Source organism: Mesorhizobium sp. B2-3-11 (assembly GCF_006442215.1).
In the GTDB taxonomy this organism is placed as follows: Bacteria; Pseudomonadota; Alphaproteobacteria; order Rhizobiales; family Rhizobiaceae; genus Mesorhizobium; species Mesorhizobium salmacidum.
Genome location: NZ_VFVS01000010.1, coordinates 83236 through 102465 on the forward strand (window position 1 = coordinate 83236; position 19230 = coordinate 102465).

Annotated in this window: 15 protein-coding genes; 4 read left to right on the forward strand and 11 right to left on the reverse strand. The window is 62.7% G+C overall.

Annotation, left to right across the window (positions count from 1 at the left end):
- Positions 1–205 precede the first annotated feature (205 nt).
- The 4 genes from sufD to FJ960_RS15625 form a co-directional block, all read right to left on the reverse strand.
- Positions 206–1474 carry a Fe-S cluster assembly protein SufD gene (sufD, locus tag FJ960_RS15610; RefSeq protein ID WP_140715113.1) on the reverse strand — a complete coding sequence of 423 codons (1269 nt, stop codon included), beginning with the start codon at positions 1472–1474 and terminating at the stop codon, positions 206–208.
- A 39-nt stretch (positions 1475–1513) separates the two neighbouring features.
- Positions 1514–2269 (reverse strand): Fe-S cluster assembly ATPase SufC, encoded by a 756-nt coding sequence (sufC, locus tag FJ960_RS15615; RefSeq protein WP_027143656.1) that lies wholly within the window; start codon positions 2267–2269, stop codon positions 1514–1516.
- 30 nt (positions 2270–2299) lie between these two features.
- Positions 2300–3817 (reverse strand): Fe-S cluster assembly protein SufB, encoded by a 1518-nt coding sequence (gene sufB / locus FJ960_RS15620; RefSeq protein WP_027143655.1) that lies wholly within the window; start codon positions 3815–3817, stop codon positions 2300–2302.
- 215 nt (positions 3818–4032) lie between these two features.
- The gene (locus FJ960_RS15625; protein WP_140715115.1) at positions 4033–5193 is read right to left on the reverse strand and encodes a cysteine desulfurase family protein; all 1161 of its coding nucleotides are present in this window, start codon (positions 5191–5193) and stop codon (positions 4033–4035) included.
- A 254-nt stretch (positions 5194–5447) separates the two neighbouring features.
- Between FJ960_RS15625 and FJ960_RS15630 the strand changes: the two genes are divergently transcribed.
- The gene (locus FJ960_RS15630; protein WP_027028091.1) at positions 5448–6122 is read left to right on the forward strand and encodes an alpha/beta hydrolase; all 675 of its coding nucleotides are present in this window, start codon (positions 5448–5450) and stop codon (positions 6120–6122) included.
- A 96-nt stretch (positions 6123–6218) separates the two neighbouring features.
- Here the strand turns inward: FJ960_RS15630 and FJ960_RS15635 are convergent, their stop codons facing one another.
- From FJ960_RS15635 to FJ960_RS15650, 4 genes are read right to left on the reverse strand one after another with little or no spacing between them, the layout of a single operon-like run.
- Positions 6219–7040 (reverse strand): phosphatase PAP2 family protein, encoded by an 822-nt coding sequence (locus tag FJ960_RS15635; RefSeq protein WP_140715117.1) that lies wholly within the window; start codon positions 7038–7040, stop codon positions 6219–6221.
- 25 nt (positions 7041–7065) lie between these two features.
- Complete coding sequence (locus tag FJ960_RS15640; protein ID WP_181174251.1) at positions 7066–8715, reverse strand: glycosyltransferase family 39 protein; 1650 nt, start codon at positions 8713–8715, stop codon at positions 7066–7068.
- A gap of 38 nt (positions 8716–8753) precedes the next feature.
- Positions 8754–9086, reverse strand: coding sequence for a lipid-A-disaccharide synthase N-terminal domain-containing protein (locus FJ960_RS15645; protein ID WP_140506409.1), 333 nt, complete (start codon positions 9084–9086; stop codon positions 8754–8756).
- Positions 9079–9813: a glycosyltransferase family 2 protein gene (locus tag FJ960_RS15650; RefSeq protein ID WP_027143651.1), complete on the reverse strand. Its 735-nt coding sequence runs from the start codon at positions 9811–9813 to the stop codon at positions 9079–9081. The genes FJ960_RS15645 and FJ960_RS15650 overlap by 8 nt, the downstream gene beginning before the upstream one ends.
- A gap of 323 nt (positions 9814–10136) precedes the next feature.
- Here FJ960_RS15650 and tyrS point away from each other — a divergent pair, with 323 nt between their 5' ends.
- Complete coding sequence (gene tyrS / locus FJ960_RS15655; protein WP_140715119.1) at positions 10137–11390, forward strand: tyrosine--tRNA ligase; 1254 nt, start codon at positions 10137–10139, stop codon at positions 11388–11390.
- Positions 11391–11397: 7 nt separating this feature from the next.
- On the opposite strand, the gene FJ960_RS15660 is transcribed toward tyrS, so the two are convergent.
- Complete coding sequence (locus FJ960_RS15660; protein ID WP_140715121.1) at positions 11398–14778, reverse strand: DUF3971 domain-containing protein; 3381 nt, start codon at positions 14776–14778, stop codon at positions 11398–11400.
- 95 nt (positions 14779–14873) lie between these two features.
- Here FJ960_RS15660 and FJ960_RS15665 point away from each other — a divergent pair, with 95 nt between their 5' ends.
- The gene (locus tag FJ960_RS15665; RefSeq protein ID WP_140715123.1) at positions 14874–15341 is read left to right on the forward strand and encodes a peroxiredoxin; all 468 of its coding nucleotides are present in this window, start codon (positions 14874–14876) and stop codon (positions 15339–15341) included.
- 41 nt (positions 15342–15382) lie between these two features.
- On the opposite strand, the gene FJ960_RS15670 is transcribed toward FJ960_RS15665, so the two are convergent.
- Both FJ960_RS15670 and FJ960_RS15675 read right to left on the reverse strand, forming a co-directional pair.
- Positions 15383–16519 carry a GNAT family N-acetyltransferase gene (locus FJ960_RS15670; RefSeq protein ID WP_140715125.1) on the reverse strand — a complete coding sequence of 379 codons (1137 nt, stop codon included), beginning with the start codon at positions 16517–16519 and terminating at the stop codon, positions 15383–15385.
- The gene (locus FJ960_RS15675; RefSeq protein WP_027143647.1) at positions 16516–17517 is read right to left on the reverse strand and encodes a sterol desaturase family protein; all 1002 of its coding nucleotides are present in this window, start codon (positions 17515–17517) and stop codon (positions 16516–16518) included. Before FJ960_RS15675 ends, FJ960_RS15670 begins: the two co-directional genes overlap by 4 nt.
- A gap of 303 nt (positions 17518–17820) precedes the next feature.
- On the opposite strand from FJ960_RS15675, the gene FJ960_RS15680 reads away from it, so the two are divergent.
- Positions 17821–19125, forward strand: coding sequence for a M23 family metallopeptidase (locus FJ960_RS15680; protein ID WP_140715127.1), 1305 nt, complete (start codon positions 17821–17823; stop codon positions 19123–19125).
- The last annotated feature ends 105 nt before the right edge of the window (positions 19126–19230 follow it).

The window sequence follows — 19230 nt, forward strand, 5'->3', positions numbered from 1 at the left end:
ACAACTTCATCGCCTCATTCTGCCGCGCACCCCTCATCCGACCGCTTCGCGGCCACCGCCCAGGGCGAGTCACTGGCCTCGCCCGCCCTTCAGGCCCCACAAGGGGAGAAGGAAGAGCGCTTTACCTTCTCCCCTTGTGGGAGAAGGTGGATTGGCGCGTAGCGCCAAGACGGATGAGGGGTGGCTTAGCCAGGCCCCATCCAATTTAGCCGTGCGTCACGAACCACTCATCGAGCCGCGCTTCCAGCGCCTCGACGATCGCTGCGTCATCCAGTTCCTCGATAACCTCGGCGACGAACGCCTTGACGAGCAAGCCCCGCGCGCTCTTTTCGTCGACACCGCGCGCCATCAGGTAGAACAAATGGTCGTGGTCGATCTCGGTGACCGTCGCGCCATGGCCGCAGACGACGTCGTCGGCAAAGATCTCGAGCTCCGGCTTGGTCGAGAACTCCCCATCGTCCGACAAAAGCAGCGTGTTGCAAGCCATCTTGGCGTTGGTCTTCTGCGCATATTGATGGACGTTGATGCGGCCCTGGAACACGCCCCGCGCCTTGCCGGTCACCACATTGCGGATGACCTCGGTCGATGTCGTATGCGGTACGGTATGGTCGAGCACCATGGTGACGTCGGTATGGGTGTCGCCGGCCAGAAGATTGATGCCGCGCAGCTTGAAGTCGGCGCCTTCGCCCGTCGTCTTGACCATGATTTCCTGGCGCACCAGCCTGCCGCCGGCGTTCATGACGAACAGCGTCAGTTTGGCATCCTTGCCGATATGGGCCTTGAACTGCCCCAGATGTGTCGCCGTATCCGGCTGCTCCTGGACGACCAGCCAGGTCACCTCGGCGCCCGCGCCAAGCACGAGCTGGCTGACCGAGCTCGTCAGCGCCGCGCCCTCGCCGGCTTGACGCTCGACGATGACCGCCTTGGCGCCGGTGCCAACCCGCACCGGCAGGCGCACATGGGTCTGGCCACCGGCCTGCAGGTTCTGCAGCTCGATCGGCTTTTCCAGTTCAATACCGTCGGCGATATCGACAAAATAGCCGTCGGCAACGAAGGCCGTGTTCAGCGCGCCGATGGCATCGTCGCTGCCATAGGGATCGAGCCCCGGCGCGATGCTGCCATCGGTCAGTTTTTCGGACAGACGCTGGACGCTGACGCCGTCGACGACCGGCGCCTTGGCGCTTGATACCCCGTTCAACAGGGTCAGAACCGTCGAACCGTCGACGATTGGCGCGATGGCTTTGGCGGCGGCGGCCGGATCGAAGTCCGGCACCGCACCCAACAGCCGGCGCAGGTCGGTATAGTGCCAGGATTCGATGCGCCGCGTCGGCAGGCCGTGCTTGACCGCTTCGATGGCGTCGTCGCGCTTCAGCATCACCGCGCCGTCTCCCGGCAAAAGCGACAGCCGTTCGCCGAAGGCGTCGATCAACGCTGTCTCGGCCGGTGTCCGCTGCGGTTGTGTGTGCATATTCATCAGTCTCGCCTGTCTTCTGGAACAAAATGACTTGGCACGTTACGCGGCTTGCCCGATGACGCCGGCATAGCCGTTCGCTTCAAGATCGAGCGCCAGCGACTTGTCGCCCGACTTGATGACCTGGCCCCTGTAGAGCACATGCACGCTATCAGGCACGATGTGTTCGAGCAGGCGCTGGTAGTGGGTGATAACCAGGAACGCCCTGTCCGGCGAGCGCAGTGCGTTGACGCCATCCGAGACAATCTTCAGCGCATCGATGTCGAGGCCGGAATCGGTCTCGTCGAGCACGCATAGTTTCGGCTCCAGGAGCTTCATCTGCAGGATCTCGGCGCGCTTCTTCTCGCCGCCGGAGAAGCCGACATTGAGCGGCCGCTTCAGCATCGCCATATCCATGCTGAGCGAGGCGGCGGCTTCCTTCACCCGCTTCAGGAATTCCGGGATCTTCAGCGGTTCCTCGCCGCGCGCCTTGCGCTGCTCGTTCATCGCCACCTTGAGGAATTCCATGGTCGCCACGCCCGGTATCTCCATCGGATATTGGAAGGCGAGGAAGATGCCGGAGGTGGCGCGTTCGGCCGGATCCATTTCGAGGATCGACTGGCCGTTGTAGAGGATGTCGCCCTCGGTCACCTCATAGTCCTCGCGGCCGGCGAGGATGTAGGAGAGCGTCGATTTGCCCGACCCGTTCGGTCCCATGATCGCGGCGACCTCGCCGGCTTTCACCGTCAGGTTCAAGCCGCGAATGATCTCGGTGCCGTCATCGACGATGCGGGCGTGCAGGTTCTTGATCTCAAGCATTTTTGTTTCCTGAATATTTGTCCGGGCCGGTCAGCCCACCGAGCCTTCCAGCGAGATGCCGATCAGCTTCTGCGCCTCTACGGCAAACTCCATCGGCAGCTGCTGGATGACATCCTTGACGAAGCCGTTCACGATCAGCGCGATGGCTTCCTCTTCCGGGATGCCGCGCTGCATGACGTAGAACTTCTGGTCCTCTGATATTTTCGACGTCGTCGCCTCATGCTCGAACTGCGCCGTCGAGTTCTTGGCTTCCATGTAAGGCACAGTGTGCGCGCCGCACTGGTCGCCGATCAGCAGTGAGTCGCAATTGGTAAAGTTGCGGGCATTGGTCGCCTTGCGGTGCGCCGAAACCTGGCCGCGATAGGTGTTCTGCGAGAAGCCGGCGGCGATGCCCTTGGAGATGATGCGGCTCGACGTGTTCTTGCCGAGATGGATCATCTTGGTGCCGCTATCGACCTGCTGGTAGCCGTTCGACACGGCGATCGAATAGAACTCGCCCGAGGAATCGTCGCCGCGCAGGATGCAGCTCGGATATTTCCAGGTGATCGCCGAACCGGTCTCGACCTGCGTCCACGATATCTTCGAACGATGGCCACGGCAGTCACCGCGCTTGGTGACGAAGTTGTAGATGCCGCCCTTGCCCTCGGCGTCGCCGGGGTACCAGTTCTGCACCGTTGAATATTTGATCTCGGCGTCGTCGAGCGCGACCAGTTCGACCACAGCGGCATGCAACTGGTTCTCGTCGCGCTGCGGCGCCGTGCAGCCCTCGAGATAGGAGACGTAGGCCCCCTCCTCGGCGATGATCAGCGTGCGCTCGAACTGGCCGGTGTTCTTCTCGTTCATACGGAAATAGGTCGACAGCTCCATGGGGCAGCGCACGCCCTTGGGCACGAAGACGAACGAGCCGTCGGTGAACACGGCCGAATTCAGCGTGGCGTAAAAATTGTCGGAGGTCGGCACGACCGAGCCGAGATATTTCTTGACCAGTTCCGGATGCTCGCGGATCGCTTCGGAGATCGAGCAGAAGATGACGCCGGCCTGCGCCAGCTCCTTCTTGAAGGTGGTGACGACGGACACGGAATCGAACACGGCGTCGACGGCGACGCGGCCCGATTTGTAGACATTGTCGCTGACTTCCTCGAGCTCCGAGGCGTCGGTCTTCTGCACGCCGGCGAGGATTTCCTGCTCCTTCAACGGAATGCCGAGCTTCTCGTAGACTTTCAAGATCTCGGGATCGACGTCGCTGAGCGAAGTCGGTCCGGGCGTGCTCTTGGGCGCCGCGTAATAGTAGATGTCCTGGAAATCGATCTTGGGATAGTTGACGCGCGCCCAGGTCGGCTCTTCCAGCGTCAGCCAGCGGCGATAGGCTTCGAGCCGCCATTCCAGCATCCAGGACGGCTCGTCCTTCTTGGCCGAAATGAAGCGGATGATGTCTTCGCTCAGGCCCTTGGGAGCCTTGTCGACAGCGATCTCGGTCTGGAATCCGTATTTGTATTGGTCGACGTCGATCTTTCGGACCCGATCGATCGTGTCCTGCACAGCAGGCATATGCGTTCTCCATCCACGCCGGGGTCAAGGCCCGACAGTTTTCAAACTATGGCACCGCCGAATGGACGCCCGAGCAGCGTCCGCGGCAGCGTAAGTTTCATATAGTGCGCCTCGACCGGAAATTCACCCGGCCAGCATAAAACGCACGGCTCTACCAGGCCGAAGCCTGATCCTTTTTCTCAAGCATCGGATTTCCCGGTCCGATGCTCCAACCGCTACGCGGCCTTCTCTCTACCCGCCCGACGCGCGGCGATGCTTGCCAGCGCGGTGCGGAACAGTTCGATATCCACGTCGGCGGTCGCGGCACCGACCGATACGCGCAAGGCACCAAGGCTGTCGCCGTGTCCCATGGCCTTCAGCACATGGCTCGGCCCGACCTTGCCCGACGAGCACGCGGAACCGGCGGAAAGCGCCACGCCCCCCAGATCAAAGGCGATCTGGGCGGTTTCGGCTTTGACGCCGGGAATGGCGAAGAATGTCGTGTTGGCAAGCCTTGGCGCGCCGGCTCCGAAGATTTCCACGTCCGGCACCAGCGTCTTGATTGACGTTTCGAGCTCATCGCGACGCCGACGCACGGCACCGATGGCCTTCAGCCCGGCCAGCGCTTCGCGCGCGGCGGCGCCAAAACCGGCGATGCCAGGCAAGTTCTCGGTGCCGCCACGGTGGCCCTTTTCCTGGCCGCCGCCATTGATCAGCGGCTTCGGCATCATCAGGTCGGCAGCGGCAACGATGGCGCCGGCGCCCTTGGGGCCGCCGATCTTGTGCGAGGACAGAATCACATAGTCGGCGTATCCAGCCGACATATCGATGGAAACGCGGCCCGCGGCCTGAACGGCATCGACGACAAGAATGCCGCCCGCCGCCCCGACGATCTCCGCGATGCGGTCGATCGGCTGGATGACGCCGGTTTCGTTGTTGGCGGCGTGGATCGCGACCAACGGCAAGCCATCGGCCTTATCGTGACCGCCGAGCGCAGCCGTCAAGGCGTCGAGACTGACGATGCCATCAGCGCCGACACCGATCCGCGTCACCAGGTTTGCCGGAAAGCGTCCGCCATTCAGCAGGCACGGATGGTCGGCCTCGCACACGTAGAGCCGGCTCATGCGAATGGCGCCGCGCCCCATCTGCCAGTCCGGCGTCAGCAGCGTCGAGGCGGCCTCGGTCGCACCCGAGGTGAAGACGACATGTTCGGCCTTGCTGTTGACCAGTGCCGCCACGTCGCGCCTGGCATTGTCGACCAGCCTGCGCGCGGCGCGCCCCTCGGCATGGACCGACGAGGGGTTGGCTGCGTCAAACGCCGCGACCATGGCCTCGCGCGCGGCTGAAAGCAGCGGCGCGCTGGCATTATAGTCCAGATAGGCGCGTATCGCGGCCATTTTCGTCCAGTTCTTCCCGTCAAAAGCCATTCCGCCGACGTATGGCGTTATTTCCTTGAAATTCCAAGGCAAGCCGTCCTATTTACGCGGCTTGCGGCGAGTGCGACCGGGCGATTGCGTTTCGGCCACCCAGTTTTGAACAATTCTAAACTAGCTTCTAGGAAGACGCTCGCCCTGCGTCAAGGTCTGTGGAAGCGGGGCCAGAGCAAGAGTTCCGGGCGCCGCGCATTTGTATATGTCACGTGGAGTATTTCATGCCTGAGGTCATTTTTACCGGTCCGGCCGGCCGCCTGGAGGGACGCTACCAGCCCTCGAAGGAAAAGAGCGCGCCGATTGCCATCGTGTTGCATCCGCACCCGCAGTTCGGCGGTACGATGAACAACAAGATCGTCTATGACCTCTTCTACATGTTCCAGAAGCGCGATTTCACCACGCTGCGCTTCAATTTCCGCGGCATCGGCCGCAGCCAGGGCGAGTTCGACCACGGCACCGGCGAGTTGTCGGACGCGGCGGCCGCACTCGACTGGGTGCAGTCGCTGCATCCGGATTCCAAGAGCTGCTGGGTGGCCGGCTATTCCTTCGGTTCGTGGATCGGCATGCAGCTCCTGATGCGCCGGCCCGAGATCGAGGGCTTCATCTCGATCGCGCCGCAGCCCAACACCTATGATTTCTCCTTCCTGGCGCCCTGCCCGTCCTCGGGTCTGATCATCCATGGCGATGCCGACAAGGTGGCGCCGCCGAAGGATGTGCAAGGCCTGGTCGACAAGCTTCACACGCAAAAGGGCATCACCATCACGCAGAAGACCCTGCCCGGCGCCAACCATTTCTTCGCCAACGACGCCGATGTGCTGATCGAAGAATGCGCCGACTATCTCGATCGCCGGCTGGCGGGAGAATTGTCCGATCCGAGGCCGAAGCGGCTGCGCTAAAACATCAGGCCATCCGTATCCCCGGGCTATGAGCGGGCGGGCAAGGCTCGCCTCCTCGACATGAGGCCGCCGCGGTGCGGACGGTCCGGTAGCGACCTATTTTTCCGGGGCAATAAGCCGGAACGATGGCTTGCGGACCGGCAATCCTGAAGGTGCCGGCCTGAAGATGAAACCGAGCCTGGCAAAGACCAGTCCGCACACCAGCGCGAAGGCACAGCCGAGGCCGAAGCCGGCGACGGTGTCGCTTGGATAGTGCGCACCGACGAAGATCCTGGTCGAGGCGATGCAGGCCGTGACCACAAGGGCGATATACCAACGCCGCGGAAACAAAAGCAGCAGGATGCCGAACACGGCGCCCATCGTCGTGGCGTGGCCGGACGGAAAGCCAGCAAAGCGCGCATCGAAGGCAAAGGGGTGCAGTGCAAGGACGCCAAAATCCTGGAAGTAGAGCGGGCGAGCCCTGCCAATGGCATATTTGAGGACATTGACGGTCAGGCCGGACAGGCCAACGGCGCTCAGCACCAGGAAAGCCAGGCAGGTCCAACTGTAGACCAGCATCAGCGCGCGCCGCGAAAGGCTTCGCCAATCCGTTAGATTGGCCGCGACAAGCGGCAGCGCGGACGGGATGAGATACCAGCCGCCCAGTCCGAACTGCGTGAAGAACTCGGCAAGCCTGGCGGCGCCCGCCGACCACTGGCCATATGCTACTCCTGCCGGCGTATCGAGACGGACAAAGGCCGCGGCCGTCAGAAAGACCCAGACAAGGCCCCACGCCCACCATGAGATGTTGGGATAGCGAGCGGGGCGAACGGCAAGGCGCCGTCTTGCGATCTGCAGGGTGTCGCGAAAATTGCCGAGGGACCGGCGCCCTATCCCGAGAAGCGATCTGGAAACTGGAGGCTGCGATTTCACGAGCATTGGGAACTCGACCCCATCATCGAAGTCATTGCGCTATACGGTAGAGACCGAGCGACAGTTTGTCTCCCGACGAATAGTTGAGGCCGTCGACTTCGGCGAGGCGGTTCGCCGACTTGCGTTGCACGGACAGCATGCCATTCAATTTCTGCTCGTCGCCGATCGGCACCAGGCCCAAGCAGCAAGCGGGATCGGCGAGCAGATGTTCCGCCACGCCCCCGACATCGGTCAGCACCGTTTTGGTGCCGACCAGGAACACCAGGCTCGGCTCCTGATAACGCGCCGAGGCCAGCACGGTCGTGTCGCAAGGTTTGTTGGCGCGCACCGCGTCCCTGATTGCCGGGCTCAGCCAGATCGGCTTCAGGGACGGGGCGATGACGCCGAACAGCAAGGCGTAGGCGATGCCCGCACAGGCGGCGGTGGCGCCGATGCGGGGCAGCGGCACCTGTAACTGCCGCGAAAACGCGAAATAGCCCGCGCCAAGTGCGGCCGCGGCCGCTGGAATGCTCCACCAGGAGAAAGTGTGGGTGAGGTAGATTGGCGCTCCGATGCAGACCGCCGCCAGGCCCAGGCTGACCACGACAAGACCGAATGCGGTCGACCACCACAACCATTGCTGCCAGCGACTGAGCGGCGCATTGGCGTCCTGCGGCTGCAATGTCAGCAGCCAGCCGATCAGCAGCGCCATGCCGGGATAGGCGGGCAGGACATAATGCGGCAGCTTGGTGGGAATGAGTTCGAAAACGAGCCAGAACGGAATGTACCAGGCGAGGCAGAAGCGCAGCCTCACATCATCGCGCATGCGGTTGAGGGCCTGCAGGCCAGCGCCTACCGCGATCAGGCCGAACGGCCACATGAACAGCGAATAGGTCAGCATGTAGAAGCCGGGCGGCAGGCCGTGCGATTCCGCGCCCGACGCGACCTTGCCGAGCATGTCCTTGCCGACGGCCTGCTGCAGGAAAGCACCGTGGCTCTTCCAGGTGATCGCGGCGAGCCAGGGCAGAGAAATCACCAAGACGAGTAGCAGGCCGCGCCCAACCCTAAGCTTCGACAGCCAACGCCCGTCGCGCTCGAAGGCGAACAGGACGGCAATGGTCAACGCGGACAGCAGCGGCGCAATCGGCCCCTTGATGAGGATCGCCGCCCCTTGCGCGATCCAGAAGATCCACCAGAGATGGCCGGCGACCGCTTCATTGCGGCGCGATGCCAGGTAAATCTGCGCCAGCGCGCCTTGCGCCGCCACGCAGCAGGCCAGCAGCATCGCATCGGTCTTGGCGTCGCGGCCCTCGAACGCCGTGGCGAAGATCGCAGCAATCACCAGGCCGGCCGCGAGGCCGGCATTGGCACCGAAAAGATTGGTCCCAGTCCAGGCGATCGCCAGCACGGCAAGGGCAATGCCGAGTGCCGAAACCGTGCGATAGACCCAGATCGGTGCCTCGGCACCCTGCCCGCTCAGCGCCACGGCCGCCGATTGCAGCCAGTAGATGCCGATCGGCTTCTGGTAGCGCGAGGTCTCCTGGAAGCGGATGTCGACATAGTCGCCGCTCTCGACCATCTGCTTGGATGCCTGGACGAAGCGGGGCTCGTCGCGGTCGACTGGCGGCATGGATGCCAAGCCTGAAGCCGTCATCACCAGGCTGAACAGGAAGAGGAAGATGTAGTTCCTGTTCAACGCCATTTTTGCGTCTCTCCGATCATTTCTTTTTTGGCGGTTGCTCAATCGACCTTGGTCATCGCCGCCTTGCGCTCATTGGCGATCAGCCAGAGATTTCTGATGTAGATGAACATGCCCATGGCCTGCCCGGCGATGAACACCGGATCCTGGCGCTGGATGGCATAAATCAGAAGCAGGCCGCCGCCGAACAGGGAGAAGAACCAGAAAGCCACCGGCACGACGCTGCGCTTGGCCTTTTCCGAGGCCAGCCACTGCACGACGAAGCGCATGGTGAAGAAGAACTGGGCGACGAAGCCGAGCAGGATCCACGCATCGAACTGCTTGATGAAAACCTGATGAAGCCAGGCTCCCAGTTCCTGAAGCACATTAAACACGCTTGATTTCCTCTATTTTTGGCATTCTGCGGCGCCGGCGGCGCAACCACCAGACACCGCAGAGATCGAGCACACCCTGCAGGCCGCGATCGAAAATGCCGTAATTCGATTTGCCGTGCCGGCGCGAGCGGTCGACGACGTCGCAATGCACGACGCGATACCCCTCCTGGATGACCAGGGCCGGAACGAAGCGATGGGTGCCGTCGAAGAACGGCAGTTTGCGCAGGATATCGGTATGAACCGCCTTCAGGCCACAGCCGGTGTCGCGCGTCTCGTCATGCAGGATGGCGTTTCGCAGCCAGTTGGCGAAACGCGACGCCAATTGTTTGACCTTGCTGTCGCGGCGCTTGAGGCGCTGCCCTTGCGCGGCGCCGAAATCGGGCCCGGCTTGGCGCAGCGCATCGACCAGCACCGGAATGTACTGCGGATCGTTCTGGCCGTCGCCGTCGATGGTCGCGACGATGCCGCCGCGCGCCGCCCAGGCGCCAGAACGCACCGAAAGGCTCTGGCCGGCGGACTTCCGATGCCGCAATTCGCGTAGCGGAAACGGGCGTCGCGCCGCCTGTTCGGCGAGCACGGCAGCCGTCTCGTCGGTCGAGCCGTCATTGACGATGATCAACTCGAAGTCGCGGCCGGCCATCGCCGCCTCGATCTCGTCGATCAGCAGTGGCAGGTTTGCCGCCTCGTTCCTGCAAGGAATGACAATGGATATCAATGCGTCCGGCATGTCGCGTCGGGGCTCTGTCGTCGGATATGGCATTTTATGGATGCCGTGCGGTGCCGCTTGAGGTCGTGGACTGTTAGAACCTTGTGGCGCGGCGCCTCATTACGCCAGCCGAAACGATGAAGCAAGCATTGCGGCCGGACCGCCGCTGGCACCATCCGCGCGGCCGCAAAACCGGAATCCGCTTTTGCTGATCGCCAACTCTTGGTTGGCGCGCGATCCGGCGCAAAACCGGAATCCACTTTTGCTGATCGCGCTTGGGTGCTAAACGCGCGCGTTCACATATGCCCGCCACGGACCGTGGCGTACGCTTCGGGAAAGAAAACATGCCTGCCTTCAAATCCGATTTCCTGCGCACGATGAGCGAGCGCGGTTTCATCCACCAGACCTCGGATGATGCCGGTCTCGACACTATTTTCGCCAAGGAAACGGTGACGGCCTATATCGGCTTCGACGCCACGGCCAAGAGCCTGCATGCCGGCTCGCTGATCCAGATCATGATGCTGCATTGGCTGCAGCAGACCGGCCACCGGCCGATCGCGCTGATGGGCGGCGGCACGTCGATGATCGGCGACCCCTCCTTCAAGGACGAGGCGCGCAAGCTTTTGACGCCTGCGGATATCGACGCCAATCTCGCCGGTATCCGCCGCAACTTCATGCCCTACCTCAAATTCGGCGGCGGTCCGAACGACGCGGTCATGATCAACAATGCCGACTGGCTGATGGAGATCAACTACGTCAATTTCCTACGCGATGTCGGGCGGCACTTTTCCGTCAACCGCATGCTTGCTTTCGATTCCGTCAAATTGCGGCTTGATCGCGAGCAATCGCTGTCGTTCCTCGAATTCAACTACATGATCCTGCAGGCCTATGATTTCGTCGAACTCTACAAGCGCCTCGGCTGCCGCCTGCAGATGGGCGGCTCCGACCAATGGGGCAACATCATCAACGGCATTGATCTCGGCCGCCGGATGGAGGATACGCAACTCTACGCACTGACGACGCCGCTGCTCACCACCTCGTCCGGCGCCAAGATGGGCAAGTCGGCATCGGGCGCGGTCTGGCTCGATCCGGAGATGCTGAGCCCCTACGAGTTCTGGCAGTACTGGCGCAATACCGAGGATGCCGACGTTGCCCGGTTCCTGAAACTCTACACCACGCTGCCTTTGGAAGAGGTCGCACAGCTCGAGCGGCTGGGCGGTTCCGAGATCAACGAGGCAAAGAAGATCCTCGCTACCGAGATCACCGCTCATCTGCATGGCCGCGCGGCCGCCGAACAGGCCAGCGAGACGGCGCGCAAGACCTTCGAGGAAGGCGCGCTCGCCGACACGTTGCCGACCGTCGAGACGGACAAGGCCGCGCTCGAAACCGGCGTCGGCATCCTGTCGCTATTGGTCAGCGCGGGGTTGGCTTCATCCAATGGCGAGGCACGGCGGCACATCCAGGGTGGCGCCGTGCGCCTGAACGACCAGCCGGTAAGCGACGACCGTCGACTGGTCACGCTTCAGGATTTGAGTCCGGAAAATGTCGTAAAGCTTTCATTGGGCAGGAAAAAACACATCCTGGTGAGACCGGCCTGAGTACCCCTCACCGGTATTCGAAGATCGACCTGAATATCCCCGGCGCGATTACCGACAGCGGGTTGACGTCGAGCACCGGCTTGTTGGCATTGCCCCTGAGCCGGAACGTGACGCCGATCAGGCCGCGGTCGCGGCCATTGCCCAGAAGCGCGCCGACGATGGGCAGTTCGCCGAAAATGCGGTTGAGGCCGTAGGCCGGCATGAAGGTGCCGGTCATGTCCATATTGTTGTTCTGGTCGTAGAGGATGCCCTGGAACGTCGTGCCGATGCGCGGGCCACGCAGCACGCCATTGGTCAGCCTCAGATAGCCGCTGCCCTTGTCGATCTCGGCGTAACCACGTTCGAATTTCACCCTCGACGTGTCGAGCTTGCCCTTCACCGCCTGGTTGAGGCTGCGGCTGTCGCCGGCCGGCGTGGTCGAGACGATGGAGGCGAGCTTGGGTTCGTTGACGATGAAGAAGTTGCTGGTGTCGACCTTGCCCTTCATCGGTCCGTCGCTGGCCCCCGTCAGCGCCAGCGTGATCGACCCGCCTTCCATGTGCTCATAGATGTTGAGGAACCGAAGGATGGCGCCGGCGTCCGCCGACTGCACGTTGAGCGAGCGCCTGCCGTCGCCGGTGGTGTTGCTGATGGCGATGGCTGCGCCGGAACTCGCCGTCGCGCTGACCTTCAGTCCGTTGACCCTTGAACCAGCCGCACTGTAGTCGAGCTTCAGGTTGGACAGTTGCTCATCGTGGAAACCGGTCAGCTGATCGACATCGGCGCTGACGGAAATGTTGTCTGTTCCCGTCGTCTTGGTTGCGGTGTCCACGTCGGACGTGAACTGCTTGATGAGCGAACGAGCATCAAGCGCGTTGCCAGTGATGTCGACCGCATAGCTCTTGCCCGATCGCTTCACCGAAACCGCCACGTCGTCGCCCCTGTTCAAGGTGACCTTGCTGAACTTGGCCGAAGACAAGGCGCCGTTGACCAGCACGATGCTGCCGTCGACGGAGAACGTCTTGCCGTCGAGTTCGAAGTCGGACAGGGTCGTGGTGTCGCCGGACTTGGTCATGACGAATGTGGCCCTGGCGGGAACCCCCGTCCCCTTGCTCCAGCCGGCCCAGGGAATGTCCAGCCTGGCATTGGTCAGGTCGGCCGAGACATTCTGGTTGCCGCTGCCGCTCTTGTCGATCGCGACCTTCACCGTTCCGCCAAGCAGCGGCGTCAAGCCGGGCATGGCGGCGGCGCGGATCTTGTCGTCGAGCACCAGGGCTACCTTGCGGCTGCGCGCCGGCCCGTCATCCGCCAGCGGCTCGACGAGATCGAGTTCGGCCGGAATGCCATTCAGCGATGCCTTGGCCGAAATGACAGCCTTTTGCGGGTCGACGGTGATCGAGCCATCGGCATCGGTCACGGCCTGTCCCTCGAACGGCTTGGCCAAGGACAGGCCGGTGTAGTCGAGAGACACCAGCCAATCGAGCTTCGCGGTGTCGACGCCCGACTGCAGCGGAATGTCCGCCTTGACATGGCCGGTGACGCCGCCGGAAAGGTCCTCGGGCAGAATGCCGACATGGCGCATGGCATTGATCGGCTCGTAGGATGCAAGTTCGGCGACGGCTGACGCATCGCCGGCAACGTCGATATCGAGAGCGCCGATGACCGGCGGGCGGTTGGCTGCCTTCACGGCCAGTGTCCCGTTGCTGGCCGCCACCACGCGGCCACTGGGCATGAAGACGGTGCCCGACGACAACGAAATATCGACGTCGTTGCCGTGGAATCCGACGACGCCCACCGCGTCGCGTATCGGCGGAATGCGGCCGGCCGTGTCGAAACGCGCCCCCTCGATCTGGAAGCGGCCAAAGACCTCGTCGGCTGAAAGCGGCACGCCATTGCCGAGGCGGTCCGGCACCACCTGGAACTGGAGATTGGCGTCGACCACACGGCCGCCGAACAGGTTGTCCAGACACCAGAGCCGCGCATTGCGCGCCGAAAACCACGGCCACAGCTGTTTGACATGCGAGACCGGCATGTCATGGATGTTGAGCGCCAGATTGATCCCAGGAGCCTTGCCGTCGACGAATTGCATCGCCGCGGTGCCAAGCACCTCGCCGGAACCGGCGGACCGAACCGCGATCTGCTCGGCCACCAGTTTACGGCTTTGCGGCTGGTAGACGCCGGCGATCCGCGCCAGGAAGATCAACGCGGGCTCAGGCGATTCCGACGGCGCCAAGGTCGAACCGTCGCTGGTCAGGTCGTAACGGTAGGAGGGTTCCTCGCCCGCCACCCCGGTTGCCGGTTTTGGCCCGATCGAGCCGCCGAAATCGAATGAAGACCGGCCAGTTTTCAGCAGCAACCTGTCCACCTGGATCTTGTTGGAGCCGTGGACCAGCGTCGCATTGACATCGGCATCCGCCGGCAGCAGCCCGCGCGTGCCAAGATCCAGCACCGACCCGGTGGACGAAAGGGCGGCCATCAAGCGTGATGCGGTGGCACCTGAGCCTTCCGATCCTGTCAGCTTCAATGCGACGGCACCAAGCCTGCCGGAGCCGCCAGCAGTATCACCGGCATCCGCCAGATTGATGCTGGCATCCAGGCTTATCACCCGATGCGCGGCGATATCGCGGGTGGCGGAGGCGGCAACGGTGACTGTCCTGCCGTCGACATCCGCCTCGGAGGTAAACTCCATGCCGCCCGGCCCCGACTGAACGACGGTGGCGTCGGCGATCTTGACCAGTCTGATCGATCCGGCGTCGGGCAGCACGAACTCGACATTGCTGAGATCGATGCGGCGCATCGAATCCTCCCGCACGGCGTCGAGCGCGCGATGGATGTTGCCGAACACCGCGTCCGACAGTTTTTCCGGATCGACGAGGCCGTTCTCGTTGCGCAGCGCCGCGGTCCAGTCGCCGCCGGACGGCATCGCCGCCATGACGATGCGGGCATCGGAGATCCTGGCGCTGGTCAACCGCACCTCACCCCATAGCAGCGGCACGAGACGCACGCCAAAGCGTACACGACCGGCATCCGCCATCGGTTTGCCGTCTGATGTCTTCAGGCTGACATCGCTCACCTGGAGGGCGACGAAACTCGAACTGTCGAGAGTGATGCGGGCTGGCCCGACCGCGACATTGACGTCGACGCCCGCCAGCCTCTCTATGGCGCTCTCCGCCTCGACGCGCAGCCTGTCCGACCCGATGCCGGAAAGGCCGATGAGATAGACGGCGACCGCGGCCAGCAGCATGAATGCGACCACGCCGGCAAACACGCGCGAAAGGATGCGAAAGCCGCGGCCGATCGCCGCCTGGCCGAGAGGCGGGACGCGGCACGCGGACGGCAAGGCTCCCAGGTCGGTGATTTCGTCCCGCCTGAACCGGATCTTCTCGTGCTGCGGTTGGTCCTGATCCACGCAATCTTCCGTTGTACAAACTCGCTCGTGGACGAATCCCCGCTCGACACTATATCGGTGTGGCTTCGCGCGTAACCTTAAACAAGGGCATCGATATGGCTGACCTGGAAGTAGGCGATCCCGCGCCGCAATTCGCTCTGCCGCGGGACGGCGGCGGATCGCTCAGCCTGGCCGCATCCGCCGGCAAGCCGGTCGTGCTCTATTTCTATCCGCAGGACGACACGACAAGCTGCACGCAAGAGGCGATTAGCTTCTCACAGCTGAAGCCGGAATTCGAGAAGGCCGGCGCCGTCGTCATTGGCCTGTCGCCCGACAGCGCCAAGAAACACGACAAGTTCAAGTCGAAATACGATCTCACCATCGATCTTGCCGCCGACGAGGAGCGCAAGGTGATCGAGGCCTACCATCTATGGGTCGAGAAATCGATGTATGGCCGCAAATACATGGGTGTCGAGCGCGCGACGTTCCTGATCGGCCGTGACGGGCGGATCGCCAGGATTTGGCGCAAGGTCCGGGTCAAGGGCCATGCCGAGGCAGTGCTGGAAGCTGTTCGCGAGCTTTGAGCGTCGCCGAAGCCCACCAAAGCAATCGACAATTATGGTCGCTACTCGTCAGGTGCCTCGGCCTTCGGCTGCCGCCCAGTCCTCCAGGATTTCGAAACATGGCTCACATGATCGGCCAGCGCGGCGAGATGACCACGCAGGCCGCGCGCGCCCATCATTGATGACAGCGTGACTGATTGCGTGGCGAAGCGCCGCTTGAAATCCTCGCCGCCGCAGAGAAAATCAATTGTGCCAAGGCCGCGGTCGAACGACCACTGGATATAGTCCATCATCAGTACCATACCCGGCGAGCCGCGCTCATATTCGGGATCGTAGGTGGTGACGAAAGCCATCATCGTGCCGTGCTGCTCGAAATTGATCGAGACGGCGACGATCGTGTCGTCAAGCTCCAGCACGAAGATGCGCAACAGCCCGAGGTCGGCAAGCACCGAAATAAGCGCGGAGAGAACTGGCGAGCCCTTATCGAATAGATCCGAGGCGCGACCATGCCGGGCGAGCCAGAGGCGCTTCAACGTCGCGACCCGCTCGAGCACCGGCTCGCGCGGGTCCTCCGCATCCAGGAGCCGGAAACGCAATGCACCGCTCTCTTCCATGGACTTGCGGCCACGACGATAGTTCTGCCGGCCCTTCTTGGACAACGTCTCGAACCATTCCGCCCCACGTTGCCAGGGACCCGCAACACGATAGCTGATTTCAGTGCGGTGGTTGCGCCGAAGCGCCTTGCCATGGGCCGGTCCCAACAGGGCATGAACACCGGCATCCGGCAGCAGACGGTTGAGATAGATCAGGTCGAAGCCGCCCTGGTCAAAAACATACTGCCAAAGGCCGGAGATCGCTCGCGGGTCGCTGTCGGGTGCAACCAGCGCGTCGCCATAGTCACTGTGATCCTTCGCCGCCCATTCGAGCATGCGGATGCCGGAGCGCCTGAAGGTCGCGAGCGCTATCACGCCATCGAGCCGGTCACCGTTCCAGGCAAGCCCGATCCTGAGCGCGCGCCGCTCCTGATGCGGGGTGGTGCGCCACCAGGCCGCAACCCAGTTCGGATGCTGGAAGACAAGCCCGCCAGCCCGCTGCCAGAGCGCACTCCAGGCCGGTGCGATCTCGGCCAGGCGCACCGCCGATGTCACGACTTCGAAGGTGCGTGTCCGCGGGATCGCGAGCACAACGGGAGCGTTCATGGCCGTGTTCCTTCCGATGACCGCGCGGTTCTTGGCCGCGGCTTTCCTGGCCGCATGCGCCTGGCGATATGCCCCCACATCCGCTTCAACGGCATGACGTAGAGCCCGGCGAGCGACTGGTAGTCACGCACATCGCGGTCGACCAGCCCGAACTTGAAGTCCTCGTCGGGCCTTGGCACACACAATGTTCCGAAGAGCCGATCCCAGAACGAGAAGAGCAGCCCGAAATTCTTGTCGTAGTGGCGCGGATCGACGCTGTGATGCAACTGGTGCCAATGCGGACACAGGATCAAATTGTTGAGCGGGCCGAACGAGATCTTGAAATGCGTGTGCCTGACGAAATCCATCATCAGTATGTTACGCATGACATAGACGTTGACGCCAAAGACGGTCAGTTCGACAAGGTTCAGCGAAATGAGCGACCAGATGCCGAAGCACAGCCCCACGATGAGGCCGTCCCAGGCTCGGTTCATCAACTCGTCCAGCGGATGGACCCTGTCTTTGGTGATCCCGACCATCACCTCGGCCGAGTGATGCACCTTGTGCAGTTCCCAAAGCAGCGGGTAGCGATGCTGGGCGACGTGATAGAGATAATAGGAGATGTCGTAGGCGAGCAGCATGCTGACGGTGAAGATCAGCACCGTCACCGGCCCTGCCGGCCCCTCGATCAGAGGCGGCTGAAACTGGAACAGTGTCGAAAACAGCCAGTTGGTCCCGTAGCCCACCGCCGTGACGAAAACGATTCCGGCGGGGAGCATCAGGAAAGGCATCAGGGCCTTCTTCGTCACCCAGAACAGCAGGTCGGCCTTCGCCGAGGGATGGGTGATGACCTCATGCGGGATGACGAACTCGAAGAACTCCTTCCAGCTCTTCTCCTCGACCGTGCGCCAATAGGCCACGAGTGCGCTGACAAGGGCAGTCAGCAGCAAAAGCCCGGTCGCCAGCAGACTGGTGGCCGAAATCTTGTCGAGGATCTTGCCAATCAGATCGTTCAGCATCCCTACCGCCACGGTGAATCCGAAGTACCAGCACGCCTTTACTCGAAAAACGTCAATTAATCGCAATCGAAGACAGTTAAGAAACCCAAGTCTTGCTCTGCGGGCGACAGGCCACTGCTGGCGGAGCATTGGTGCTCATCACCAACGATTTCGCGACATGGCGGCCGTACCCCGGCGGTTTTCATGCAACCTCTTGCGCGCGCTGCCTGCATTCGGCGCGACGCAGCGGATAAGGCAAGCCTTTGTTAACCCTAATAATGTGTAGTCAGGCTGTCGTGGTGTCGTAAACGAAAGCTTGGTCCCGTGAACGTAACCGGTCAGTCCGCAGTCTTCGGCAGGCGCAAGGAACTCCATACGGTCATCATCGCACGGGGTAACGAGATCAGGCACTTCACGATACGGCCCTGGCTCGCGGCATTCATCGGTTCGGGACTCGCCGCCATTGCCATCGGCTATCTCCTGGCCACATCCTATCTTGTGCTGCGTGACGACCTGATCGGCGCCACCACCGCGCGCCAGGCGCGGATGCAGCAGGCTTACGAGGACCGCATTTCGGCGCTTCGCGCCCAGGTAGACCGCATCACCAGCAGGCAGTTGCTCGACCAGCAATTGATGGAAACCAAGGTCAGCGAACTGCTTCAGCGCCAGACACAGCTCAGCCAGCGGCATGGCCGTCTCGGCCCGCTGTTCGAACGTGCCGAGAACGACGTCGGAACGGTGCCCGCGGAAGATCCGGCCGCGACCGCCAAGCCGGACAAGCGCGCCGAGGTGACCGGCAGCATCAACCAGCCCGCGCAGACCTACGCGGTCGCCGGCCTGGGCGCCGACCTCGGCAGCGCCGACACGAGGCCCTTCTCCTTGTGGTCGACCCGCGCCGATCCGCTGCCCAGCGATTCATCCGCCGATCGTGCCGACAAGCTGTTCGTCTCGATCAACCAGTCGCTGAAATCCATCGAGAATGATCAGCTCAGCCGCATCAGCACGCTCGCGGACAACGCCTACAAAAGCGCAGATGCCATCCAGCAGGCGCTGCAGGCGGCCGGACTGCCGGTCGACAGCGATTTCGGCAAGAACGAAAGCGATGTCGGCGGACCGTTGATCCCGCTCGACTCCTCGATGATCTTCGACAGCAAGGTCAAGGAACTGGACGAGGCGCTGGACACGCTCGATCAGCTGAAAAAGGAAGCGCGCCGGCTGCCGCTCGCCAATCCCGCCCCTGGCCATTCCGTCACCAGCCCGTTCGGCGTGCGTACCGATCCCCTTCTCGGCACCGCCGCGCTGCATTCGGGAATGGACTTCAGGGCGCCCATCGGCATGCCCGCCAAGGTCACCGCGCCCGGCATCGTGACCAAGGCCGGCTGGAACGGCGGCTATGGCCGCATGGTGGAAGTCGATCACGGCAACGGCTTTGCCACCCGTTACGGGCATCTGAGCGAAATCGACGTGACAGTCGGCGAGAAACTGGATGCCGGCGCCGTCATCGGCAAGACCGGCAGCAGCGGACGCTCGACCGGCCCGCATCTGCATTATGAAGTGCGGCACAATGGCGAGGCGATCGATCCGCTGCGCTTCCTGACCCTCGGCAGGAAAGTCGCGCAATATCTTTAGCAAGTGCAACCGCCCGCCGGGGGGTGAATCGGGACCACCGGCCAGCCACGCCTCTCCCTCGCCAAGCAGTCTCCGCACGTCGTCAAACTGCTGACGGCCATCCGC